At 60.3% G+C, this 25,724-nt stretch carries 17 protein-coding genes; 14 read left to right on the forward strand and 3 right to left on the reverse strand.

All coding sequences use genetic code 11. The features are described 5' to 3' along the window. Positions 1–26 precede the first annotated feature (26 nt). The 6 genes from recF (at position 27) to CABTHER_RS16960 (ending at position 10,592) form a co-directional block, all read left to right on the forward strand. Positions 27–1,220, forward strand: a complete 1,194-nt coding sequence (recF, locus tag CABTHER_RS03680; RefSeq protein ID WP_014099238.1) for a DNA replication/repair protein RecF — start codon at positions 27–29, stop codon at positions 1,218–1,220. A gap of 12 nt (positions 1,221–1,232) precedes the next feature. Next, complete coding sequence (locus tag CABTHER_RS03685; protein ID WP_014099239.1) at positions 1,233–1,961, forward strand: sulfite exporter TauE/SafE family protein; 729 nt, start codon at positions 1,233–1,235, stop codon at positions 1,959–1,961. A 1,020-nt stretch (positions 1,962–2,981) separates the two neighbouring features. Beyond that, positions 2,982–6,350 (forward strand): N-6 DNA methylase, encoded by a 3,369-nt coding sequence (locus CABTHER_RS03690; protein ID WP_014099240.1) that lies wholly within the window; start codon positions 2,982–2,984, stop codon positions 6,348–6,350. A gap of 2 nt (positions 6,351–6,352) precedes the next feature. Further along, positions 6,353–7,513 (forward strand): hypothetical protein, encoded by a 1,161-nt coding sequence (locus CABTHER_RS03695; RefSeq protein ID WP_228374067.1) that lies wholly within the window; start codon positions 6,353–6,355, stop codon positions 7,511–7,513. A 17-nt stretch (positions 7,514–7,530) separates the two neighbouring features. Then, on the forward strand, positions 7,531–9,273 hold the full coding sequence (locus CABTHER_RS03700; RefSeq protein WP_014099242.1) for an ATP-binding protein: 1,743 nt from the start codon (positions 7,531–7,533) through the stop codon (positions 9,271–9,273). Further along, positions 9,270–10,592, forward strand: a complete 1,323-nt coding sequence (locus CABTHER_RS16960) for a TRM11 family methyltransferase (RefSeq protein WP_148263926.1) — start codon at positions 9,270–9,272, stop codon at positions 10,590–10,592. Before CABTHER_RS03700 ends, CABTHER_RS16960 begins: the two co-directional genes overlap by 4 nt. Positions 10,593–10,730: 138 nt before the next feature. On the opposite strand, the gene CABTHER_RS03710 is transcribed toward CABTHER_RS16960, so the two are convergent. Further along, positions 10,731–11,360, reverse strand: a complete 630-nt coding sequence (locus tag CABTHER_RS03710) for a DUF7676 family protein (RefSeq protein ID WP_014099244.1) — start codon at positions 11,358–11,360, stop codon at positions 10,731–10,733. Between the two features lie 182 nt (positions 11,361–11,542). Here CABTHER_RS03710 and holB point away from each other — a divergent pair, with 182 nt between their 5' ends. The 4 genes from holB (at position 11,543) to CABTHER_RS03730 (ending at position 17,685) form a co-directional block, all read left to right on the forward strand. Then, positions 11,543–12,553 carry a DNA polymerase III subunit delta' gene (gene holB / locus CABTHER_RS15430; protein ID WP_014099246.1) on the forward strand — a complete coding sequence of 337 codons (1,011 nt, stop codon included), beginning with the start codon at positions 11,543–11,545 and terminating at the stop codon, positions 12,551–12,553. Positions 12,554–12,805: 252 nt separating this feature from the next. Continuing rightward, complete coding sequence (locus CABTHER_RS03720; RefSeq protein ID WP_014099247.1) at positions 12,806–13,783, forward strand: alpha-ketoacid dehydrogenase subunit beta; 978 nt, start codon at positions 12,806–12,808, stop codon at positions 13,781–13,783. Positions 13,784–13,851: 68 nt separating this feature from the next. Then, the gene (gene sucB, locus CABTHER_RS03725; RefSeq protein ID WP_014099248.1) at positions 13,852–15,249 is read left to right on the forward strand and encodes a 2-oxoglutarate dehydrogenase, E2 component, dihydrolipoamide succinyltransferase; all 1,398 of its coding nucleotides are present in this window, start codon (positions 13,852–13,854) and stop codon (positions 15,247–15,249) included. Between the two features lie 84 nt (positions 15,250–15,333). Then, the gene (locus tag CABTHER_RS03730) at positions 15,334–17,685 is read left to right on the forward strand and encodes an ArnT family glycosyltransferase (RefSeq protein WP_014099249.1); all 2,352 of its coding nucleotides are present in this window, start codon (positions 15,334–15,336) and stop codon (positions 17,683–17,685) included. Positions 17,686–17,816: 131 nt separating this feature from the next. Here the strand turns inward: CABTHER_RS03730 and CABTHER_RS15435 are convergent, their stop codons facing one another. Together CABTHER_RS15435 and CABTHER_RS03740 are read right to left on the reverse strand one after the other, a co-directional pair. Beyond that, positions 17,817–19,445, reverse strand: coding sequence for an HD-GYP domain-containing protein (locus tag CABTHER_RS15435; RefSeq protein ID WP_014099250.1), 1,629 nt, complete (start codon positions 19,443–19,445; stop codon positions 17,817–17,819). A 5-nt stretch (positions 19,446–19,450) separates the two neighbouring features. Continuing rightward, positions 19,451–20,065, reverse strand: coding sequence for a hypothetical protein (locus tag CABTHER_RS03740; protein ID WP_148263927.1), 615 nt, complete (start codon positions 20,063–20,065; stop codon positions 19,451–19,453). 360 nt (positions 20,066–20,425) lie between these two features. Between CABTHER_RS03740 and CABTHER_RS15440 the strand changes: the two genes are divergently transcribed. From CABTHER_RS15440 to CABTHER_RS17705, 4 genes are all read left to right on the forward strand, one after another. Beyond that, positions 20,426–20,827: a response regulator gene (locus tag CABTHER_RS15440; RefSeq protein WP_014099252.1), complete on the forward strand. Its 402-nt coding sequence runs from the start codon at positions 20,426–20,428 to the stop codon at positions 20,825–20,827. Between the two features lie 27 nt (positions 20,828–20,854). Beyond that, positions 20,855–21,727: a CoA transferase gene (locus CABTHER_RS03750; protein ID WP_014099253.1), complete on the forward strand. Its 873-nt coding sequence runs from the start codon at positions 20,855–20,857 to the stop codon at positions 21,725–21,727. Between the two features lie 24 nt (positions 21,728–21,751). Continuing rightward, positions 21,752–23,932 carry a molybdopterin oxidoreductase family protein gene (locus CABTHER_RS03755; RefSeq protein WP_014099254.1) on the forward strand — a complete coding sequence of 727 codons (2,181 nt, stop codon included), beginning with the start codon at positions 21,752–21,754 and terminating at the stop codon, positions 23,930–23,932. A gap of 154 nt (positions 23,933–24,086) precedes the next feature. Then, complete coding sequence (locus CABTHER_RS17705; RefSeq protein WP_187288410.1) at positions 24,087–25,691, forward strand: collagen-like protein; 1,605 nt, start codon at positions 24,087–24,089, stop codon at positions 25,689–25,691. The last annotated feature ends 33 nt before the right edge of the window (positions 25,692–25,724 follow it).

A 25,724-nucleotide genomic window follows, 5' to 3' on the forward strand; every position in this document is an offset into this window, starting at 1 on the left:
TTGTCGGGTTGCGTACAGGGAAGGGCATGGAGATCACATCCGTCACGGTAGATGGCTTCCGCAATCTGGCCGGAACGTTGTCGGCTGCGCCGGGGCTGAACGTTCTGTGGGGCGGCAACGGACAGGGCAAAACCAACTGGCTGGAAGCCATCTACCTGCTGGCGACGACAAAATCCTTTCGGACGCACCAGCCGCAGGAACTCATGGCCTTTGGCGCGGCCGCCGCTCATCTGCGCCTGGAATTGCAACGGCGCACGGGCAGTTCCGTCACGCTGGATATGCACCTTGAAGCCGGGCGCAAGGTCATGCTGGTCAACGGCAAGCGGGCGGCTCTGCGCGATTACCTGGGACAACTCGTGGTGTTTGCCTACGGGCGCGAGGCGCTGGATGTCGTCTGCGGGGAGCCGGAGCAGCGCCGGCGGTTTCTCGACCGGGGCATCCTGAGCCTGAAACCGGCTTATGTGCAGACGCTGCTGGATTACGCCCGGGTGCTCAAACAGAAAAATGCCCTGCTGCGCGTTGTTGCCGAGCGGCCTGAGCACCGCGACTGGCTGGATTCCCTGGACGCATGGAATGCGCAACTCGTCGAACTGGGGACGGAACTGCACGTGGAGCGGGCGCGCTACGCCGAACAGCTCGATGCCCATCTGGAACGGCAGCTTTTCGGGGCCGAACGGGTCGCCATCCGCTATGTGTCGTCGCTGGAGCCGGACCTGCCGCCGACGGCGGAAGCCTTCCGTGCCGCGATGACCGAACGGCTGGCGCGCCGCCGCGCGGCTGAACTGGCCGTCGGGCATGCGCTCGTCGGCCCGCACCGGGACGATCTGGCCATTCTGGTGGATGGCCGGGAAGTGGCGCGCTTTGGCAGCGCCGGGCAGCAACGCAGTACGCTGCTCGTCCTCACGCTGGGGCAACTGGCGCTGTACCGGGCGCACTGCGCCGAGCCGCCGGTGTTTCTGCTCGATGACCTCGATGCCGAACTTGACCCGCGACGGATCACAACCCTGCTGGCGTATCTGGAGGACAAAGCCCAGACCTTTGTCACCACGACCAAACCGGGGCTGGTACGCTGCGCGGCCCGCTGGCTGGAGCTGCGCGCCGGGCGGTTTGTCTCCGCCCACGATGGGGACTACCAGCCGCCAGCAGATGTTTTCCCGGAAGCTTGTCTCGAAACACAAACTTCCGCCGCAGGACTGATACCGGCCGATGGTTTTGGCTAGGGTCAAACCGGTATGGATGTGGGTACATTGGCCTGGGTTACGGGCGGGGTTCTGGTTGTGGCAATGCTGTATGCCGCCGTCGGGCATGCCGGAGCTTCGGGTTACATCGCCGTCATGACGCTGGCCGGGTGGGCGCCGAACGTCGTCAAGCCAACGGCCCTGATGCTCAACCTGCTGGTGGCAGCGCTGGCCACCTGGCAGTTTGCGCCGTACTTCGAGTGGCGGCGCTTCTGGCCGTTTGCACTGCTGGCGCTGCCGCTGGCGTTTATCGGCGGCTACCTCACCGTACCGCCGGAGGTCTTCCGGCGGTTGGTTGGCGGGGTGCTCTGGGCATCGGCGGTCAGGATATGGCTGCCGCGACCGACTGCGGCTCCCGTGGCACTGCCGCCGTTGCGGTTGGCGCTTCCGGGTGGCGCGGGCATCGGTCTGCTGTCGGGACTGACCGGCACGGGTGGGGGCATCTTTCTGACGCCGCTGTTGCTGTTTGCCCGGTGGGCCGAGACGAAAACGGCTTCGGCCGTTTCGGCGGCGTTCATTCTGGGGAATTCGCTGTCCGGGCTGCTGGGGTACGTGGCCAGCGCGGCGCCTCTTCCGCCTTTCGTCTGGCCGCTGTTTGTGGCGGCGCTGGTTGGCGGCTGGCTGGGGGCGCACGTCGGGAGCCGGTATCTGTCGGCGCGGGGTGTCGAGTACGCGCTGTCGGTGGTACTGCTCATCGCCGGTGGAAAACTGCTGTTTGGATGAGATTTCGTGTTCCTTCGCGCACGGGTTTGTGCTAGACAGGGCGCGCAATGTGGCAGTCGTTGACCGGTTGCCGATACTGACGTTGCAAGGAGGTGATCCATGAATGCAGGAACACTTCCGGGGCCAGCGTCAGCCGACACCTCACGTGTGCGCTGACATCTTCCGCTCCGGTTTTCAGAAACCTTGTGCTTCTGAAACGCCAACCGCCGCCACGACACTGGCTTTATATGCCACATGCCGGGCGGCGGTTGATGTCTGCCGGCGCGGAAGGCTCATCGTAGACGGTTCTGCATCTACAAGTTTATCCGACCATGGAAAAAGCCCCCAGTGGGGGCTTTAGAGCAAGACCTACATCCGCCACTATAGACGGGTTTGGACCCGCACAACTACTGTGGTAGATAACTGATACAAAGTCAATCTGGTGAGAAAAACCTTATGCCCAGTTCCTTCCCAACCGTTCAGGGCGCGTTGAAAGCACTGGGCAAAATGCCTAATGTTAGGACAAAAAACAAAGCTACCTGACAATAACCACACTTCTCCTGATGAACTGACGAACATCCTTGAGCACTTGTCTAATGCCGATCCGTGTGTTTAGCCTTTTTGTCTCATGGGTGCTTTGAAGATAGGTTCTGACATCGCGTGTTTTGCATCGGTACTTGAAATTAGGTGCAATCTACGTTTCTGTCCGGGTAACATGTGCTATGTTGGGCAAGTGTCAAGGTAGATGAGATTCTCGCCGAAGTCGGACAAAAAGCAGGATATTTGCTTTGTCTCAGCTTGACTGGCGACATCTCCATGGCAACAGTGCCTGACAGATGGTGTGCTTTGAGCACGAATCAGCAAGAGAGTCTCGTGTTTCTGCAAGAGGCACTTTGTGGATTGGATTGATTGTCAAGGGAATTCTCCCGAAACTGATCTGAGGGAAGCGGAATTGGCATAAAGCTCAACTCTTACCTACTGCGGGTAACTCTTCCCAGATGTAACGGACCAGATGTACTGAAACCCTGAAGTGGTGCAGAAATGAATAGTTTCGAGAAGTACCAGGAAATTAGCCAACTTGCCCCAGAGTTTGCGAGCTTTACCAAGCAGGCTGCCCAGAAGGCGCGTAACGAGGCGGAATTTGGACGACAAATGAATAACGAAATTGAGCGCTTGGCAAGGCAGTTGGGTACACAATCAGACTTTCGTGAGCAGTACACCCTGGCCACCGGTCGCGCCGATGCGGTCTATAACCGTTTCATTATCGAATACAAATCGCCTGGCTCGCTACAGAACAATCTGCGCCACAAGCCTACGGTACGTGCTGTTGGGCAAGTGAAAAAGTACATTAAGGGTTTGGCTGAAGCCGAGCGCCATGACCGCGATCGCTTGCTGGGCGTGGCCTTCGATGGCATCTACTTCATCTTTGTGCGCTACCATCAAGGGCATTGGATTGTCGAGCCGCCACTGGAGGTCAACGAGTCTTCCTGCGAGCGTTTTCTGCGCTCGCTATTTTCCCTCTCTTCCGGCCGCGCCCTTATCCCCGAAAACCTGGTCGAGGATTTCGGCAATCAGAATGTCCTTAGCCAGCAGGTGACCAGCGCCCTCTACTGCGCCTTGGAGCAGCATCCCGACGGGCTGACAGCGCGTCTGTTCAAACAATGGAAATTATTTTTTGGCGAGACCGCCGGTGCCGATGCTGCCGCCGGCAAAATAGCCCATCGCTCCGAGCTACGTGCATTTCTCAAAGGCATGGGGCTTGAGCCCGAAAACGCTGACCTGCCACGCTTCTTCTTTGCCCTGCAAACCTATTTTGCCTTTATCGTCAAAAACATCGCCCGCCTGGTGCTCCAGGCATACGCTGCTGGCGGCCTGGACACCATGCCCCTGACCACTGTTGCTGGGCTGCAGGGCAAAGGGCTGCAGCAGGAACTGCAAAAATTGGAAGAGGGAGATTTTTACCGGGCTTTGGGTTTGAAGAATCTCCTGGAAGGCGATTTCTTTGCCTGGTATCTGCATGCTTGGGATGCCAACGTGGAGGTCGCGCTGCGCCAGGTGTTGCAGCGCTTGGCCGAGTACAACCCCGTCACCGTTCAGGATGACCCGCTTTCGGCGCGCGACCTGCTCAAAAAACTTTACCACTACCTCCTGCCGCGCGAGATCCGCCACGATCTGGGCGAGTTCTACACGCCCGATTGGCTGGCCGAACGCCTGCTCAATCAACTGGGCGAGCCGCTCTTTCAGATGCCCAAACCCGGCGCGTACATTCCTACACCCAACAAGCGCCTGCTGGATCCGGCCTGTGGCTCCGGCACGTTTCTCATTCTGGTTGCCCGCGCCCTCAAAGCCAACTGCTTCCAAGCTAGACTGTCCAAAGCCGACACGCTGGAGGTCATCCTAAGCGGCCTGGCCGGCTTGGACCTGAATCCCTTGGCGGTGATGGCCGCCCGCGTCAATTTCCTGCTTGCCATCGCCGATCTGCTCCCTTACCGCCGCCGCGAGGTGGAAATCCCCATCTACTTGGCCGATAGCATTCTCACCCCTGTTGAGGGCAAAAAATTCTTCGACCAGGGCCGCCGCATCCTGGAGACTGCCGTCGGCACCCTGCCCATCCCTGTCGCTATTGACACCCACGCCGAGATGGAATGCCTGACCAATCTGCTCGAAGAGTACGTACGCGGCGGCTTCGCAACCGAGGCCTTCTTGAAACGCTGCCGCGCCGAATTACCTGACCTGAGCGACCAGGATGAGGCAACATTGCGCGAACTGTTTGAGACCCTGTGCAACCTGCACCAGCAAGGACTGGACGGCATCTGGGCGCGCGTGGTCAAGAACGCCTTCATGCCACTCTTTTTGAAACCTTTTGACTACGTGGTTGGCAACCCGCCCTGGATCAACTGGGAGAGTTTGCCGCAGGGGTATCGCCAGCGTGTGGCTCCGCTGTGGCAACAGTACGACCTGTTTCAGCACAAAGGCTTTGACGCCATCCTGGGAAAGTCGAAAGACGACATTTCAGCACTGATGACGTATGTGGCTGCTGACCGCTACCTGAAACCCGGCGGCAAGTTGGCTTTTGTCATCACCCAGAGCGTGTGGAAGACCAGCGGTGGCGGACAGGGTTTCCGCCGCTTCCGGCTCCCCCCTCCCAACGGGAGAGGGGCTGGGGGGAAGGATGTCCATTTGCGTGTGGTACACGTAGATGATCTCAGCCGCCTACAAGTCTTTGAGGGAGCAAGCACGCGCACCAGCGTCTTCGTGCTGCGCAAAGGCGAGACCACCCGCTATCCCGTTCCCTACACCTACTGGCAGAAAACCAGCCGAGGTCAGAGCCTGGATTACGACAGCACGCTCGACGAAGTGCTGAAGCAAACCCGCCGCCTGCAATTCCAGGCTGCACCGGTGGACAAGCATGACTCCACCAGCGCTTGGTTGACCGCCCACTGCAAAGCCCTCACAGCCATTCAAAAGGTACTGGGGCCCTCGGCGTATCAGGCTCGTGCCGGGGTCTGCACTTGGGCCAACGGCATCTACTGGCTGAAGAAAGAAAATGCCCTCCCCTATGGACTATGGGTGGTGCGCAACCTGACCAAGGGAGCGAAACGGAAAGTTAAGCCGGTAACGGTGAAACTTGAACCCAACCTGCTCTACCCCTTGCTGCGCGGGCGGGATGTGCGGCGCTGGCATGCCCAACCATCGGCTTATATCCTGGTAACTCATCTGCCAGACGCTGGACTGAATGCGATTCCTGTCAAGGACTTGCAGAACTGCTATCCCAAAACCTGGTCTTACCTGAAAAGCTTTGAAAAAGAACTCCGCGAGCGTTCCGGCTTCAAGCGCTACTTCACCCGTAAGCAGGGCAAACAGGTAATTGAAACTGGGCCGTTCTACTCCCTCTTCAACATCGGCAAGTACACCTTCGCCCCGTGGAAGGTGGTGTGGCGAGAGCAATCAGCTTGGTTTACTGTTGCTGTGGTTAACGAACAGGAGCAAAAGTGTATCGTTCCTGACCACAAACTCATGCTGATAGGCTGCCAAAGCAAGAAAGAAGCCTTTTACCTAGCAGGTGTTCTGAACAGTGCACCAATAACGTTAGCGGTATGGGCATTCTCAATCTCCATTCAACAGACAACGCATATCACTGATCAAATCGCTGTTCCCCACTTTGACGCCCAAAACCCTACCCACACCCGCCTGGCGGCGCTCTCTCAGAAAGCGCATCAGATTGCTCCGGAGGTCTATGCTGGCGATGCCAATGCCCAACGCCGCTTGGCAGCCATCGAGGCCAAGATTGACGGCCTGGCCGCTCAACTGTGGGGACTCACTCAGGCCGAACTGGAGGACATCCGTCGCAACCTGGTCGAACTCAAAGGCGAGAACTTAGAGGCCACACCTGCTGATGGAGAGGAATGAATATGCCCAATCCCTTCGCGCCTTTACAGCCCGCTTTGCGTATCCTGGCTACCGAGGGGCGCGTTTTGCCTGCTACCGGCCAGGCTATCGTGGATATGGTCTCTCCTGACTTGGAAGAAGCCTATGACCGCGCCACCGGCGGCCCGGGCGAAAAGGTGACCAAGGTGTGGGAAACACGCCAGGAACTTTATCACCAGGTGAAGCCTATCCACCGCAGTCAAGAACATTGCCTGCGTTATTTTCTCGACGGTTCAGCCAAAATCTACTTTATCGGCACGTTGCTCGAACATGAACGCTCCAGCCCAGTGCAACTCGGTCAAATCGGTGCGGCGGCAGTCTATCGTGAGGACGATGGCCGCGTGAGGCGGGCTGCTTTCGAGCACAAAATCTTGCTCTTAATGGACAAGCAGGCCCTTTCCGAGACTTTGTGGAGTGAGGTAGAGAAGGCTATTGCTGAGCAGGCTATTGCTGGCCATTCTCACCTGCTTCTGCGTTCTACCAACGACAGCCAAGACCGTTTCAGCGAAGCGCTGGGTGTTGTCGAACCCCGGTCCCGCGGCGCCCATCGCGCCAACTGGGCTATGCGTGAAATGGAGATCGATTTGGCGCGGAATGGCTTACAGCGCAGGGCAGATACGTGGTTGGTGTTGGACGGCACGCTGGGCACGGAATATATGAATTGGAACGGACCGCCGGTGATTGGTGTGGCCAAGTCTTTCCGCCGCGACACTCAGTTCCACATAAGTGGCCCGCGTGCCGAGCAAATGAACTTGTATTCCCTGCTTGCTGGATTAGAACTCAATCACCGCACTGCTGTGTTCTCCCGTTGGCCTGGACAGGATCGGGAAGGCGCCATCCTGTTCTGGTATGTGCGCATCCGCCCCCAGCGCGGGCTGGACTATCCGCTGATGGGCGTGGTGAAAGTCGAGTGGCCCAATCCGAGCCGCAATCCGAGCCGCGAACCCATAGACAGCGACTTGGCTGACCAGATCAGCGGCTGGCTGATCGCCGAACGCTGTGTCACCCCACACGGGCGAGATAACCGCTGGCACGCCCATCTGTACGCGATCAGCCTGGCTGAACGAGTTATCAAGGATCGTTTCTACTCGGAAGAAGTTCTCAAAGCTGCTATCCGCTGGCCGCAGGCGGGTGCACAAATCTAATGTTTGGAAGGAATACGATGGCCTCAGAGAACCCGCAAATTACTCACTCGGATTCACCAGCCGACGCCATTGGCCGTGCTTCGGCCACCGAACGCGAACCGAACACAGCCGATCGCTTTTCGTTCTGGATTCGCCCAAGTGCGCGCTTGAATCCTTTTGACATCGTCGCTGCTGAGCATCTGGAGGGCAGTCACACCTATGGGTTGGTCACCAACATTCGCCACGTCACCGACGCCGCCGGTCATCTTTCCAACTTTATTTCCAACGACTTCGGCGAACTGGTGGAGGAACCCAATACCCCGCGCCAAGGTGCTAATGTGGCTGATGTCTCAGTTCTCTCGAACGACAAAGAGATTTACATGCCCGTCCAGAGTGAAGCGCGCGTCCGCTTTGCCGATGAAGCCGGCATCCACAATGCCTTGGGCATAGACAGTATGGCCGAGAAAGAACAGCGCGAGAGGCGTCGTGTGCGCATCCCGGCCGGCCTGATTCAAATGAGCAATGGTTCCGAGGCCGTTGCGTATCTGGATGTGGATTACGTCCTGGGGCCGGAAGCCGGGCACGTGAATATCAGCGGCATTTCTGGCTTGGCCACCAAAACCTCATACATCACTTTTCTCATACAATCCATTTTGCAGACTGTTTCAGCAGAAAACATCGCCGTTATTTTGCTCAACGTTAAGTATGATGACTTGCTCCACATTCACGAGGCACGCACTCTGACGGAAGATGAAGAGTCTTTATGGAAGAAGATGGGCCTGCGGTCAGAGACATGGCAGCCTGATCATGTCCACTACCTGTTGCCTTGGAGCCAAACCACAGGCCGCCCGAACAGTTTTGGGGAGAGTATTCCGCCGCATAGAACCTATGCCTACGATTTGAAGACCACTGCCCCCAAATTGGATTTGCTGCTCTCCCATGTACCCGATCCATGGGATACGCTGGGTGCACTTATCGGTGAGGTCAGTCAGGGATTGCAGAGCAACGAGCCTAAGTGGCGGGAGATCGAAACCTGGCAGGACTTGCTTTCCAAACCGCCGCTTTCGGAGAATGGAACGCCAAAATCATTCAAGAACATAACCGCCTCTTCTGTTGGCCGCTTTCTACGCCTGTTGGGTCGCGCCGTGCAGACCCGCCAGAGTGGCGTGTTTGTGTCTGATCTGGAGAGGATGAAGGTGGAAACCAGCGGCACATCCACACTTAGTACGGACATGACCACTATTGAGGCTGGAATTGGCAAAATCAAGGGCGGTCATACTTACGTTGTGGACATTGCCCGTCTGACCGATGTCGAGCAAACCCTGGTCTTTGGGGATGTGCTACGCACTGTGTACGCCCTTTATTCCGGCGAAACGGGATTGGCAAGGAAAGATAAGTTGCCGGAAAAGGTTATCATCTTTGTGGATGAATTGAACAAATACGCTCCTAGCCGGGGCGAAGCTGCCAATTCACCGATTGTGGAGCAGGTTTTGGACATCGCCGAGCGCGGACGTTCCTTTGGCATCATCCTGTTCTCAGCGCAGCAATTCCTGAGTGCTGTCCATCCGCGTGTGACCGGCAACGCCGCAACCAAAGTCTTGGGCCGCACTGACAGCGCCGAGGTCAACGAAGGCAACTATCGTTTTCTGGATAAGGACATCAAGATGCACCTGACCCGGCTGGATAAAGGAGAACTGATCCTGTCGCATCCGATCTACCGTCAGCCAGTCAAAATCCGCTTCCCGCGCCCGCCCTTCCAACAGGGTCGTGTGAAGAAATGAGAGCAAGCGACCTGCCGCCTCTGCCAGAAGGCTTTGAGTACCGCTTGAACCTCAAGCACCATGTCACGCCACGCTTGCTGCGCAATCAGCCTATCCATCGCTGGTTCTGGTTTCCGCACAGTTTCTCTCCCCAACTGATCGATGAAATTCTGTGCGCCTTCCCAGTAGCCGCTGGCGGACGCATCTTCGATCCCTTCCTCGGAGCCGGCACAACCGTCCTGCGTGCCTTGGAATTAGGCTATGCTGCCACAGGCAGCGATCTATCGCCACTCAGCCTGTTTGTCAGCCAAGTCAAACTGGCGAACTACGACGGAGTAATGCTCCGGGAATGTCTGGAAACCATTCTGAACCACTACCACCCATCCTATGGAAATAGCAAAGTGCCTGAGCGTATCCGCAAAGCCTTCACCCCTGGTGAACTGGCTCATCTCAACGGCCTCCGTCAACAGATAGATACTGCTCCCCAACCGGCGCTGGACTTCTTCCGATTGGCACTTTTGCGCGTTCAGCAAGGCATCAGCCGTGCTTGTCCCGATGGCGGCTGGTTTCGATGGGTGCCAAGGGAAGATCAGAGCCAGCTCATCAAGCATCTTTTTGCTCAACAAGCCAATATGCAAATTGCAGATGCGAAGTCAGTCCGATTTCCCCCTTTTCAAATTCTACTTAGTGATGTGCGCCAGCTAGAAAATCTTCAAGGAATCTGTGATTTGGTGATCACATCTCCTCCGTATCCCAATCGACACGATTACTCGCGCATCTTTCACATTGAACTTTTATCGTTGGGCATCTCTGAACGTGAGGTGACTGAACTTCGTCGCACATCTATTCGATCACATGTAGAAGCAGAAGCACCGCCGTTGAACGCCGATGGCTATGTTATCCCATCGAGGTTGGCCAAAATCTTGGATTTACCGGCCAATGCCGATCAGCGGGTGGTTCCACTGATAAAGGGATATTTTGAGGACCTGTATTTGACCCTAAGATCAATCAGCCGTTATTTGAAGCCTGGGGGAATATGTGCCTTCGTTGTTGGGAATGTACGCCATGCTGGGGTGATGGTACCAGTAGATGAAATTCTTGCCGATGTGGGGCAGCAGGCTGGATATAGGTTTATCACTGCCTGGGTTGCCAGGCTTCGCGGAAATAGTGCCCAACAGATGGGACGCTTTGGACGTGAGCTGTCAAGAGAGACCGTAGTGTTTTTACAGAAAGTGAAAACTACAACTTCCCGTCTCAAACAGCGCCTTCCGCTGTCTTCTCATCTAGCACTTGAAAAAAACAACCTTTCTACATCAGGGGACCAGACCAATGCTTTGTGATATTTGTCCAATCCACTTTTGTAATGCGTTGGATTTTCTGCCGTAACCAGTTTTGCGGCGGTTGATGTCTGCCGGCGCGGAAGGCTGAATCTACAGACCGTTACGCATTCACCCACGTCACCCACGCCGGGCCGGGGGTCAGTGATGAAGCGACTCGTGCGGTTCCTGGCTGTAGTGAGCCGCCAGATCGGCCGGAGCCGGTTCGCCCAGAAAGATTTCCCGCAGCTTGTGCCAGAGCGCCAGCCGGTTCCAGTCCGGCGTTTGGCGGACCTTCATCTCATCCGTCAGATAGGGATTGGGCAGAAAGACCGTCGTCATCTGCTCGCCCGCGCCGTTCCACAGGCGCAGGCCCCAGCTCCGCCCGCCGCCACAACGCTGCCCACGCTGTAAAAAGAAGGCTATTTTGGAAACCTGCCGCTGCCGGGCCACTTCGGGCGTCGGCGCCTGCCGGTGAATGCCGGTGCACAGGTGAAAGTGCCAGTAACCCAAATCCACCGTGAGGTAGCCGTCGAGAAATGTCACTTTGGGCGCTTTCTCAAAGCGGATTTCAAAAACCGCGCCCTCGATGCACGGCCCGACCACGATGTCCCGCCAGTGTTCTTTGAAAAGCACGTCGGTCAGGCGTTCCATGGTCGCCGGGCTGGCGTCGAAGTAGTCGTATTCAAGGGTTCTACCGCCGGGCAGGGCGATGACTTCCCGTACCAGACAGCGGGGCGAAGGAGTAGCGGCAGTTTCGGATACAACATCGGGCAGGGTGACAACGGTCATGGGGTCTTTTCTCCGTGGGGTGTTTTCTGGTGGGCAGGTGATGCCCGCAGCATCTGGGTCGTCAGCCGGGCCGGGCTGAGGTAGTGTAGGCGGCCGGTAGGCTGTCACCAAAGGGCTTTTCGTGCACAAGCAGGAATTTTGCGAACACTGTGGCTTTCGGCCACAGTGGCACTTTCGTCAGCATGGCTTTCCATGAACTCATCGGACAATCGGCTGCCAGAGCCTTTCTCCAGCGCGCGCTTGTCACCGGACGCCTGCCGGCCAGCCTGTTGTTTACGGGGCCCTCCGGGGTGGGCAAGCGCCAGTTTGCCCTGTCCCTGGCACAGGCGCTGAACTGCCCGGAAGCACCGGACACCGGCTGCGGCATCTGCGCAACCTGCCGGCGCATCGCGCAGGGGGAGCATCCCGATGTGAAGCTGATCGTCCCGGATGGCGCACACATCAGGATCGGGCAGGTACGCGAAGCCATCCGCTTCGCTACCGACCTGCCTTACGAAGGCCGGCGGCGCGTTGTCATCTTCGAGCGCGCTGATACCTTCAACACGGCGGCCGCCAACGCCTTTCTCAAAACGCTTGAAGAACCGCCCGCCCATGCACAGCTCATCCTCATCAGCGCCCGCCCGGATGCCCTGCCGGCCACCATCCGTTCGCGCTGCCCGGTCGTGCGGTTTGCGCTGCTGTCACCCGAAGAGGTTGAGCGTTGTCTGGAGCGATATGCCCGGCGTCCACCGGCCGATCAGCGGCTGCTGGCGCGGCTGGCACAGGGACGCCCCGGTACGGTTACGGGGTTGGACCTGGAAGTGTACCGCCAGCAGCGCCGCGCCCTGCTTGAACTGTTGACGTTGCTGGGGCAGGGCAATGCCATCCCACGCCTGCTGAAAGCCGCCCAATACTTCGGAAAACTCGAACGCCCGGATTTTGAATTCGCACTGGACATCCTGGCCAGCCTGGTACGCGACCTGGTATGCCTGAAGGTTGCACCGGCGGCCGCGGAAACGTCCCGTTCGCTGGAAGACCGGCTCGTTCACAGCGATGTTCAGCCCAAACTGGCGGAACTGGCCGACCTGTTCCCGCTGGAGCGTTTGCACCAGACGCTCAACCGGTTCGAGGCCATCCGGCGCGATCTTGACCGCAACATCAACCGCGTCCTGGCGCTGGAGGCAGCGCTGCTGGAACTGAGCGCCAGACCGTGAAGCCGTTGGCGCGGGGGCTGGCGCGGCAGCATCGGTTACCTGGAGGATGGCGATGTGTGGGTTAAGGGTGTCTGCCCGTTGCTGCGTAAACATCAGCCGCCCCACTCTCCATTCGCCACTCACCACTCGCCACTCGCTACTCGCCATTCCTAACCCCGGACAGCCATGAATCCTTCGACGACGGGACACAACTTCGGTTATCGTGAGGCGCACCAGCCACACAGGAATCATCCCACAACGAGCTGAACAGTCATGGCACTGACGACTTACCTTGAAGCCATCCGGCAAGCCCTGTTCGAGGAAATGCGCCGCGACCCCAACGTGTTTTGCCTTGGGGAAGACATCGGAGTGTATGGCGGCGCGTTCAAGGTCACGGCCGGTTTGCTGGAGGAATTCGGGCCGGAGCGCGTCATTGACACGCCCATTTCAGAGGCGGCCATTGTCGGCGCCGCCTGCGGTGCGGCGCATCTGGGGCTGCGTCCGGTGGCCGAAATGCAGTTCATTGATTTCATCTCCTGCGCTTTTGACATGCTGACGAACTATGCGGCGACGAGCCGCTACCGGCAGGGACTGGCCGTGCCCATCGTCGTACGCGGCCCGTCCGGCGCTGGCGTGCGCGGCGGACCGTTTCACTCGCGCAACCCGGAAGCCTTCTTCATGAACACGCCGGGGCTGAAGATGGTTGAACCGGCAACGGCATACGATGCCAAGGGGCTGCTCAAGGCGGCCATCCGCGATGATGATCCGGTACTCTATTTCGAGCACAAGTACCTCTACCGCCGCATCAAGGAAGACCTGCCGGAAACGGACTACATTGTGCCGATTGGCAAAGCCGCTGTACGCCGGGCCGGGACGGATGTTTCCATCATCACCTTCGGGGCCATGGTTCACGTCGCCCTGGAAGCCGCCGAAACCCTTGCGCGCGAAGATGACATCCAGGTGGAAGTGCTCGATATGCGGTCGCTGCTGCCTTACGACAAGGAAGCCATGGCGCAAACGGTACGGAAAACCAACAAGGTCATCATTCTGCACGAGGCGACGTTGACCGGCGGAATTGGCGGCGAATTTGCTGCGTTTATTGCCGAAGAATTGTTCGAGCACCTGGATGGCCCCATCGTGCGCGTGGCTTCCATTGACACGCCAACCCCCTACAGTCCGCCGCTCGAAGATTTTTTCCTTCCCAACGCCGGGAAAGTCATGGCAGCCGTGCGGCGGCTGGTAGAGTATTGAAACGAACCAACCGGGCTATGCACTCTGCACGTGTGGCCCACAAGTCATCTTGGTAAAGGATTTCAGTTATGCGTTACGAAGTTGTCATGCCTCAGATGGGCGAGTCCATCACGGAAGGCACCATCATCAAGTGGTTGAAACAGATTGGCGACCGCGTCGAGCGGGATGAGCCAATCTTCGAGATTTCAACCGACAAGGTGGATGCAGAAATACCGGCCCCGCAGGCCGGTTTTTTGGTGGAAATCCTCGTCGGTGAGAACCAGACCGTGCCGGTCAATACGGTGGTGGCCTACATCAGCGATGAAGTCCCGGCTTCCGCGCCGGATACCCAACCGGCACCGGCCGAAGCTCCGGCGGCGGTCAGCGCCGCCGTTTCCGCGGCCACGCCTTCGGCAACCGCAGCCCCCTCCAACGGTGTGACGGCCGCCACCCGGATTGATGAAGCCGATGTCGAGGACGCTTCGGAAACCACCGACGCTTTTGGCGTGCGGTCTTCACCGCTCGTGCGCCGGATGGCGCGCGAACATGGCATTGATTTGCGCCAGATTCGCGGCACGGGCATCGGCGGACGCATCACCAAGCACGATGTTCTGGCCTTTCTGGAGCGGCGCCAGGCCGCGGCTTCGACGGTAGTTGCGCCACCCGCCACACCGGCCGTGACGCCGCCCGCGCCACCGGCTCCGGCAACGCCGTCCGTGATGCCGCCGGCCACACCGGCAATGACTGCGCCGGCTGTTGCCGCGCCGCCCCCGGCCGCCCTGCCGGGCGATGAGGTTGAAGTCGTCCCGATGACGGCGATGCGCAAAAAAATTGCCGAGCGCATGGTGCTCAGCAAGCATACGTCGCCGCATGTCACTTCCGTCTTTGAAGTGGACATGACGCACATTCACCGGCTGCGGGAGCGGAACAAACGTGAGTTTGAAGCGCAGCATGGCGCCAAGCTGACGTTTTTGCCCTTCATCGTCAAAAGCGTCGTGGATACGCTCCGCGCCTGGCCGGCGCTCAATGCCTCTATCGAAGGTGACAACATCATCTACAAAAAGCACTACCACATCGGGATTGCCGTTGCGCTTGACTGGGGCCTGATTGTGCCAGTCATTCGCCATGCCGAGGAGAAAAACCTCATCGGGCTGGCGCGCAGTATCAGCGATCTGGCGAACCGGGCGCGCGCCAAACAGCTCAAGCCCGATGAAGTCGTGGGCGGAACCTTCACCATCACGAACTACGGGAGTTTCGGCAGCCTCATCGGAACGCCCATCATCAACCAGCCGCAGGTGGCCATTCTGGGCGTGGGCGCGGTGGTCAAACGGCCGGTCGTCACGGAAGACGATGCCATTGCCATCCGCCACATGTCCTACCTGTCGCTGACGTTTGACCATCGCCTGATTGACGGCGCGGTGGCGGACCAGTTCATGTCCCAGCTCAAGCGAACGTTGGAGACGTTCCAGGCGACGGAACTGAGTTAGACACCACCGTGACTAACCCCGGTTGTGCGGGCGTGGAGGAGGCTGTCCACCCTCCACGCCCACCCAGCCGATGAAGTGCGCCTGATGACGGAAGGTTCGGCAAAAGCCGCTGCCAAAAGCGAGCCGCTGCATCTGTCGGCCAATGCCATTCCTGCCTGGACGGATGAAGCCCGGCGGGCGGACCGGCTGGCGGGGTTGCTGCTGGCCGGACTGGCGGCGCTGTTTGCCTTCTTCGTCACCCGGCGCATTGGCGCCATCCCAGCGCCGACGGCGGCCGAAGGTTTCCTGGCCCATGAGGCTCTGACGGGCGGACTGATGCTCTCCCGTCCGGCGCTGGACTGGACGCTATGGGCGGCGCTCGTGGCCTTTGGCGATGGCGTGGCGCAGGTGCGCGTGTATGGCGTCCTGCTGGCGCTGGCGACACTGGTCATCATCTATTCCATCGGGCGCAAACTCCACAGTCGCGCGGCCGGGCTGCTGGCAGTGGCATGCCTGATTGGTGATCCCAACTTCTTCAACAGTCTGCGCACGTTCCGTCCCGAAACCGGTGCTGTTACCTTTGCCCTGCTCGGCTTTTATCTGTTTTTGCGCGCCCAGGCCACCGACCGCCTGGGACGCAAGTGGCTGTGGGGACTGCTGGGCGGTGCGGCCTCGCTGCTGGCCGGGTGGTTTGATCCGATTGGATGGAGCGGTTTTCTGTGGGTGCTCGCCTGGGGACTCATCCAGCGCGGCGACCTGCTGGGGAGCACCTCGTGGCGCATCTTTCTGCTTGGCGCTGGAGCGTTGCTGCTTCCCTACCTGCTCTGGATTGGAACGCACTGGGCCGAATACCAACGGCAGGCCGCACAGGTTGCCGCCGTCCTGTATGGGCAGCCCGGTCTGTCCCTGTGGGAGAACCTGCTGGCCGAAGGACGGCGCTATGCCGGTTGGTCTAACGGTATCCTGCTGATTCCGACCCCGGACAGCCTTAGCGTGCGGCTTTTCCAGGGGATGACCTTGGGTGCGCTGGCCTATCTGGGCGTCCGCACCGCCCGGACGATTTCCCACATGGTGTCCCACTGGCAGTTTGTCCGCGAACTGCGCCGGCGGTTTGGCGGGATGCCCGCTCCAGCCGAGCTGAAAGAGCTGTATGAGAGTGGGGAAGTCCGGCTCCCCAAGGTCGGCACGCTGGAAAGCTGGATGTTTGAGCGTGGGGGGCTGCTGCGTCGGCTTTCGCTCATTGTGCAGGAAATTGAAAAAGACACGCGCCCCATCACCCACTGGCTTCAGGTGTTGGGCGCACCGTCGCACCCGGACTGGCGGATTCCGCGCACAGGTCTGTTGGTCGTCACCTTGACCGGCATCGTGAGTCTGGCGCTGTTTGACAGCTATAAACTCCCGGCCTCGTTGCCCATACTGACGGCCTGGTTTGCCTTGTGCGTCGGGGTGTTTGTGGTGGATGCGCTGCGCTGGGCTGTGGAGCAGCGGCGGCGTACCGTGCCGCGCGTCCTGCGTGGTCTGGCAGTGGGGGTGACGATGCTGGCGCTGGTCACGGCCACGCTGGGTTCAGGCGGGCGGGCTGTCTGGCGTTTTCACCGCTGGACACGAACCTTCACCCCGGCGCCCTATGCCGATCTCGCCTTGGTGTTGCGGCAGGTCGTTCCGCCGGGCGCAACGATTGTGGCCAGCAACACCCACCGCTTTGCTTTTCCACTGGGCACCCGCTACGTCGCCCCACTTGATGAGGAGCCGTTTCCAGCTCAGATTGCCGACGAGAATCAGCCGGTGGTGATGATCACTGATGAAACACGGGCGTCCGCGCCTCTGCGGAAGCTGGCCGCTCAGTCCCAATGGCCGCTCATTGCCGAGTTGTCAGGGACGCTCTACGGTACGGTGCGCGTGTACCGACTGACCGGAACGGAAAGCGCCCCGTCACTGCCCGCGCGGTACTACTTCATGGGAAGCACCAATGGTTATGCCCGGCGTGGCTATTACACGGAGCAGCAGCGCCAGGAAGCCACGCTCGTCTGGCTGGCCGAGCCGACTGAGCTTGAACGCCTGACAAAAAACCTGCCGCATGCCGGGATGCGTCCGCCGGAAGTGCAGCGCGACGGCAGCCAGCTTGCCCTGCGGATTGTGACCGATGTCTCCAACTACACCACCCGCCTGCGGCTGCCCTTGCCCCCGCTCAAGCCAAACGTGATGTATCGCCTTCAGACCGCCGTGCGCGTCACGCAGGGCGGGGCGGTGATTGGCGTCCGGGATCAAACCGGGTTGTGGCTCAACGAACCCGTGGCGCTGAGCGAGAGCCAGACCTACGTGCCCATTGACATTCTGTTCGTCACCAACGGACGCGGCGATGCCGAGCTGGCCATTGGCAACCGGCGAAACCAGCCGGCCGCTTCCGCCCTGTATCTTGGGCGGGTGGAAGTCCGGGAGATTGGCGCCAATCCATAGGGGCCCGTCTGCTAAGCTCGACGCGCCATGGCGTCCCGTCAGTCATCACCTGTCTGGATTCTGTTGATGATTGGGCTTTCGTTGTTGGGTCTGTTGGTATCGGTCGCCTGGGGCGTGGCTATTCGCTTGGGCTACCTGCCGCGCTGACGGAGAACGGCGCTGCTTTCGGGCTTCAAAACCGGCTTACAGAAAACGATGGATTGATTCAGCAGGGTGCCACACTCACCGGCCGCCTTGGTTGCCACCTCAGTGATGGGCCGAAAGGCGCTGATTTCTTCCAGCAGGTCGCGCGGCGGTTCGGCTTCATGGGCAAAGCCGATCAGCCACCGGGGGAAATGTGGAAGCCGCCGGAGCAGGGAACGAAGCGCAGCGCGGTATTCACGGCGCGAGGTGAGATAGCCGCCAAAGCGTCCGGCGTGGGCCCGCGTCAGTGACCCAAGTGCATCCGGGTGATGACTGACCCAGATTTCGCGCCAGCCATCCCGGTGTCCGGTCACGTGGTCGTAAGGGGCAAGCGGCGGCAGACGCAGGTACACCACATCGGCAGCCGTCTGCACGGCAAATACGTGCGCCGGAAGGCAGGTGGCCTGGTTGTCCAGCCGGTTGTCCACGGCACGGTTGAGCCGTGGCAGGGCTTCGGTGGCCGCTTCCTCCAGGCTTTGGCACAGGTGACGGACAGACGCATCAAAGCCCAGCCAGTAATCCCCAAGGTATAGCCCCAGACTCATCCCCAGCGCCTGCGTGATACGGTCCGGCGTCTGGAGGACGGCCTGCCGCAGTCCGGCCAGCCACCGGACGTGGGGCAGCGGCAGCCAGCGCGTCAGGGCGGGATTGATGGGCGTTGCGTCGTCCTGGGCGGCATCGCGCGCCGCCCCCAGCCAGGCATCCACCTGGCTGGCCGTAAGCACATAGCCGTTGTTTTCAACGGTGGCAATGGCCCGGCAGGTCTCTGCCTGACGCGGATCATTGGTCAACACCTGTTTGCCAAGCAGCTTGAGCCGCCAGCCCAGGCTGCCATCGCCGCCAAAGGGCAGGGCAATGGAGTGGAACGGTTCTTTCTGCAGGGCCGCCACCTCAAAACCGAGCAAAGGCGCCTGGTGCAGGGGGCTTTGGGAGACTGTCCAGGGCATCAGCCCAGAGATACCCACAACACCACTGCCGGACGGGTTATGGTCCGTTGTTGGGTCGGCCAGCCAGCAGGCCGTCACCGTTGGGTCAAGCGCCGTCCCGGCCATAGCGCGCAGGTGCGCCAGAGCTTCCGTTTCCTGATAGGCACTGCGGAACGGGCGGTCCTGCGTCAGCGCACACCACACGTCAGCCAGGCGTAACAGGCGCGCCGCCAGCGGAATCTGCTCGCCACGGAGGCCGTCCGGGTACCCGGACCCGTCCCAGTTTTCGTGGTGCCAGCGAACCAGCAGGCCAATGGCTTCAGGAAGGTTGCGGTCATACATCACCCGCTCGCCGACGACGGGATGCCGCCACAGCATCTGCCGTTCCCCAAAGGTCAGGGGCCGGGAAGCCGTCAGAAAAGGCAGGTCAAGCTGGCTTTCGCCGATGTCGTGCAACAGCGCCGCGATGCGCAGGTCACGGCGGCCACGCTCGGAAAACCCAAAGGCAACCGCGAGTTTGTCCGCAACGGCCGCCAGACGAAGGGCGTGGGGTGCCGTGTAGCCTTCGACAAGATCAAGTCGGGTACTTTCAGCTTCGTACTCGGCAAGACGGGCGGCCCAGGTGTCCGGCGCGGAAGCCTGTTTGGACATTGCGCTCAAAACGGCGTAGGCCGCCGACGCAATGGATGATCAACCGGGATGAGTACGCTGAGAACCGCGCCGATAAAGCCGCCGCCCAAGGCAAAGACCAGCCCCCCAAAGGTGCAGAACGCCAGAAACCGCAGAAAGTCCATCCCGTCGAGATCGGGCGCGGCAAAGCGGAGCAGATAGAGCAGACCTGTCAGGATACCTCCGAAAATGAAGCCCAGTGCGGCATTGTGGGCGGCAATCCGGGGCGTCTCAGCGTGGCCGCCGTGGCGGAGCACACCGGCAAAGGTTCCGATGAGAAACCCGATTTCGGCAAACATCGCCCCGTTGCGGATCGGATGGGCATCGGGAAAGCCAAGCTGTCGCCAGACCAGATACAGGGCAACCATCACCAGACTGCTTACCGCACCGACGCGGCTGCCGGCCAGCAGCATCGTCCAGAAATGTTCGAGGGAATCAAACGTCGGTTGCCGGAGCGGCTTTTGCGGCGCAACCAGATGCAGCACGTCCTGACAGCGGCTACAGGTGTTTGTCACCGGATCATAGCAATCGCTCTGGTGACAAATCTCGCACCGTACGGCAAGGGAAACCGACTTAACTCGCAACGGCTGGACTTCCGCCATGACGTTCAACCTCAGCAGAACAAGTCTGGAATTTTGGGGACGCCGTGGTGCCGCGTCCCGCGCTGACCTCCACGGTCTCGGCTGTAATGGATGGGGCAAATGCCGTCAAATGATTCCGCGATGATGATGGCGAGGGCGCGTTGCTGACTGTGCGTCCGGCAACGCTAGGTGCCATTTTCCACGGGGTAGTAGCAAAAGTCTGACCAAAGATGTTGGCAAACGGGAAAAAGTTGTGTTTCTTTATTGTCACCTTCAACGTCCAAGCGATAATCTGCCGGTATCATTTTTGAACTACCCTATACGGCGGTTTGGGCAACCCCCCCCTCTTGCCCGGATAAGCCTGCCTGCCAGAGAAGGCTTATGAAAGCACCGGTGTTGCTGGTTGTTGACGATGATGAACTCGTTTTGGAGTTGCTCAATGACATCCTACAGGACGAGTTTACGGTTGTCACGGCGACGGATGGCCCATCGGCCCTGGAGAAGCTGCGCTTACTGAGCGAACTTGATGGCGTCATCACGGACTTCGACATGCCCCGCATGAGCGGCCTCGAACTGATGTGGCGGATTCGCCAACGTTACCCAACCCTGCCCATGGTTGGGCTTTCGGGGACGCTCCGCTCCCACCATCAGATTGCGGGCCGCTGCCCGGAAGGCGCTGTCTTCCTTCAGAAACCCTTTGAGGTGTCAGAATTGCTGACTTTAGCCCGCCGGCTCTTCCAACCGCCCGGCAATCAGGACTATGCTGGGCGCACACAACTCTGAACCTGATGACGGGTAAACACATCTCGCATGTCACAGAAGGTACTCGATCTGTGCCGCCTTCTGCCCGGCCCGCTGGCCGGGCGGATGCTTGCGGACCTTGGCTTTGAAGTCGTACGTCTGCTGCCGCCGGCTGGCGACCTGACGCAGGCGCTGTCACCACAGCTTTACAACTGGCTGGCAGCCGGAAAGCAGACAATCACCCTTGATCTGAAAACCCCCGATGGCGTCGGGCAACTCAAGGCACTCGTCGCCGAAGCGGCCATCCTGCTGGAAATGAACCGTCCGGGTGTCATGGAGCGTCTGGGCGTCGGGCCGGAAACACTGCGCGCCATCAACCCAAAGCTGACCTACGTACGGATTGCCAGCTACCGCGAAGCGGCCCTGTACGAAGCGCCGGGCCATGATCTGACCTATCTCGCGGGCGGCGGTTTCATCCCCCGCTTTGGCGACGGCTGGAAGTACCTGCAAATTGCGGACGGGGCCGGGGCCTACTGGGCGGTCATCGCAGCGCTGGACGGGCTGCGCAAGGGCGGCGGCTTCTATGAAGTGTATTTGTCCGAAGCGGCAGCCGGGCTGGCCTATCCGCCGCCCGTCAAGCTTGATGGAAGCATCGTCTGCTACGGTATCTATCCGACCCGCGAGGGGCAGTTGGCGCTGGGGCTGCTGGAGCCGCATTTCTGGCAACGCTTCTGCGCTGCCGTCGGACGCGAAGACTGGAAGGCTTCGGCGTTCTCGCCGGCTATTGAAAGCAATCCGGTGTACGTCGAAATCAGAACCCTGCTTGCCGAACGGACGGCGGACGAATGGGAAGCTCTGGCGCTGACCCACGGTTTTCCCGCCCGCAAGGTGCAACCCTACGTTCCGCCACCGAGCACCATTCCCTGGCGCGAAGTGCGCTGACGCCCATACCCTGGAGCCGAACCCATGGCGACTGACCGGCAGCATTACCGGACGTGCAACCTGTGCGAGGCCATGTGCGGTCTCGAAATCACCGTTCGCGGCAATGACATCGTACGCATCGAAGGCGACCGGCAGGACCCTTTCAGCCAGGGGTATATCTGCCCGAAAGGGGTTGCCCTGCAAGACCTGCACACCGATCCCAACCGGCTGCGGCATCCGGTCCGCCGCACCCGTGGCGGCAACTGGGAGCGGATCACCTGGGAGGCGGCTTTCGATGAAGTGGCCGGGCGTCTGCGCGACATCCAGGAACGCCATGGCAACAACGCCGTGGCGACCTACCAGGGCAACCCGGCCGTGCACAACTTCGGCACGGTGCTTTCGTTCCCGTCCTTTGTGCGGACGCTGAAGACCAGGAACATCTACTCCGCCAGTTCAGTTGACCAGTTGCCGCACATGGTCGCGGCCCACGCCATGTTCGGCCACGGACTGCTTTTGCCCGTGCCGGACGTGGAGCGGACGCAGTTTTTTCTCATCATGGGGGCGAATCCGGTGGTCTCGAACGGCAGCCTCATGACCGCGCCCGGCATGTCGCGGCGGTTACAGGCGTTGCGCGCCCGTGGCGGCAGGGTGGTCGTTGTGGACCCGCGCCGGACGGAAACGGCCGAACTTGCCGACCAGCATCTTTTCATCCGGCCGGGAACGGATGCCTACCTGCTGCTTGCCATGCTGCACGTCCTGTTTGCCGAAGGGCGCGTTCGGCTGGGGCGGCTGGCGGCATTTACCGATGGCGTCGAAACGCTGGCGGCCATCGTGCGTGATTTCCCGCCGGCGCGCGTCGCGCCACTCACCGGCATTGCCGCTGAGACCATCGAGGCACTGGCCCGTGAGTTTGCCACCGCGTCGGCGGCCGTGTGCTACGGCCGCGTCGGGCTTTCCATCCAGACCTTCGGGACAAGCGCCCAGTGGCTTGTCAACGCACTGAACATCGTCACCGGCAACCTTGACCGGGAAGGCGGAGCCATGTTTCCCAAAGCGGCGCTTGACCCGCTGGAGCGGTTCACGGCCGGGCATCTGGGAGCGTGGAAAAGTCGCGTCCGCGGCCTGCCGGAGTTTGCCGGTGAACTGCCCGTGGCGGCGCTGGCCGAAGAAATCCTGACGCCGGGTAAGGGGCAAATCCGCGCTCTGGTGACGATTGCCGGCAATCCCGTCCTTTCGACGCCCAACGGTCGGCAACTCGATGCGGCGCTGGCCACGCTGGAGTTCATGGCGGCGGTGGACATCTACATCAACGAGACGACCCGCCACGCGCACATCATCCTGCCGCCGACGGGTTCGCTGGAGCACGAAAACTACGCGGCGATTTTTCACCATCTGGCCGTTCGCAATACGGTCAAATACTCGCCGGCCGTGTTTGCTCCGGCGGACGATACGCGCCACGACTGGCAGATTTTTCTCGAACTCGAAACGCGCCTCGCCAGCCGGACACCACTGGAAGCCATCCGGGCGCAACTGCGGCGGGGTGTCCGGTTGGGGCTTGGCCTCGATGGCATGCTGGATTTGGCATTTCGTTTCGGTCCTTACGGAACGGGACTGTTCGGCGACGGCTTGACATTGGCGAAAGTCAAGGCGGCTCCGCACGGGATTGATCTGGGGCCGCTCCAACCGGCGCTGCCCGGACGGCTCTGGACAAAAAACAGGCGCATTGCTCTTGCGCCGGAGATGTTGACGCAGGATGTGCCGCGTCTTCAGGCGCAGCTTCAGGCCCAGCCGATGCCGCCTGCTGCCAATGGGATGCTGCTGCTCATTGGCCGGCGTCAGCTTCGCAGCAACAACTCGTGGATGCACAACAGTGAACGGCTGGTACGCGGCAAAGCCCGCTGCACGCTGTTGGTGCATCCTGACGACGCCCGGCGGTATGGCATTACCTCCGGGCAGATGGTGAAGGTTATGTCCCGTGCCGGGGAAATCACCGCCCCGGCAGAAGTTTCCGATGAGGTCATGCCCGGTGTGGTCAGCCTGCCGCACGGTTGGGGGCATGACCGTCCCGGCGTCCAGCTCGACGTTGCCCGGCGCTATCCCGGCGTCAGCATCAACGACATCACCGACGAGCAAATGGTGGATGAAGTCAGCGGAAACGCCGCCCTCAGCGGCGTGCCGGTACGCCTTGCCCCTGTCGCCGGGAAAGCCGTGTCGCGCCCGGCCTGAACCACAGGTTTGAACCAGTCCTTGCCTTCCGGTGACCGGTCAGGCTGCTTTTCTCCAGGCGGTCACGTGAGAACCCGTATGCACGGTTGACGCAAAAAAAAAGTCCTGTAGGCTTGCAGCATCCTGAATGCTTTTCCAAGGTGAGGTTGTGGTGATGTCTTTTGCCTGTCGTCGCTGGTGGTGTCTGGGGCTGGTGTGGCTGCTGGTGGTTGCCACACCAGTCGGGGTGATGCGTGTGCCGGCGCAGTCGCCGGTGCTTGGCGGGAGTGCCGGGCAGGAAGCTGGGGCTTCCGCGAAGTCGGCAGCTTCCCCTGAGCCGTTGGAGATCGTTGTTTTGCGGCGGGTTGACGACATTGACCGGCCGCCGACGGCAGAAGAGGTGAAAGACTTTCTGAAAAAATCGCCGGAGTACGGCATGGTGCTGGCGTGGCGGGTGTTGACGCGGCAGGCGCTGGCGTTCCGGGCTGGGGCGGCTTTGCTGCGGCGGAGCGGCATTGGCTTTAATCCATACCTGCTGCTGGGTGGGGAGTGGTATCCACGGCTGCGGGCGCAGTTGGAGCGGGAGGCTTTGTTCCGGGCGGTGCAGCGGCTGGGCGGGCAGGCGCAGGGGGTGTGGATGGGAGACACGGTGGTGGTGCCGGAGCGGGTCGAGGCAACGGGGGATGTGGTGATTGTTGCGCGGCAGATGGTGGTTGAAGGACGGGAGGTGGTGTTCGAGGGGTCACATCACATTTACCTGTTTCAGGCAGAGCCGCCCCGGTTCATGGGTGCGCAGGCAGGGCGTGTGATGATAGTTGTGAAGGGTTTTGGGCGGGATGAATGGCGGGAAATGGTGCGGAAAGGGAAGTGTCCGCCGAACTGTGATGAACTGCCGGGGGCCGATGGGGCGGATGGGAAGCACGGTGCGAATGGAGCGGATGGGGCAAATGGGGCCGATGGAGCGGATGGAACCTGTGACAGTGCCGATACGATAGATGGGCGGCCCGGAGAGGCCGGTCAGCGCGGGGGCGATGGAGAGCATGGGAGTGACGGACAACCGGGCAGGGATGGAGAGACTGCGCCTTCTATCACATGTGATATTCCTGCCAATGATACGACTGACTACATTTTTACTGCACGGGGTGGTGATGGCGGTAGCGGTGGCAGAGGTGGTGATGGCGGGCGTGGTGGGCGCGGTGGCAACGGTGGACGGGGCGGAGATGGCGCCAGTTGTAACTATCAGTATGGACGCGGCGGCTGTGGTGGGAATGTCGGGGCGGCTGGGAGGGGTGGTAATGGTGGTAACGCTGGGAAAGGTGGTAAGGGGGGCAATGGTGGCAACGGCGGTGATATTACCGTGACCTACTGCGGCCTCGCCAAGATCAGAATGTACAGTGGTCCCGGCAGAGGAGGCTATGGTGGAAATTTAGGTCATGCTGGACATCTGGGTTCGGCAGGGCACCCAGGTGCCAGACCGGGACACGACAGCGCTCTTTGTTCTGTCAGGAAAGATAAGAAATACCCGGAGTTTCCGGGCCACGGGAATTACGGTCAGCACGGAAAGTATGGTGAACCTGGTGAACATGGGGCTCCCGGCAGTACCCTTGGTGTTGCACGAGCAGAGTATAGTGGCAGTAACAGCGTATCCGACGATAAGGATTTCAAGTTTTGCTACTACGTTTCCACTGATGGCGGTCGGACGTGGCAGCTTCTCGGCGTAACCATGTTGGCTGACGGACAGCCATCGGGCAGCAGTGCTACGCCCGCCACCGAAAGGTAAGCCAAACCAAGTACCTGTGATGCGCGATGCGGT

The organism is Chloracidobacterium thermophilum B (genome assembly GCF_000226295.1).
Classification (GTDB): domain Bacteria; phylum Acidobacteriota; class Blastocatellia; order Chloracidobacteriales; family Chloracidobacteriaceae; genus Chloracidobacterium; species Chloracidobacterium thermophilum.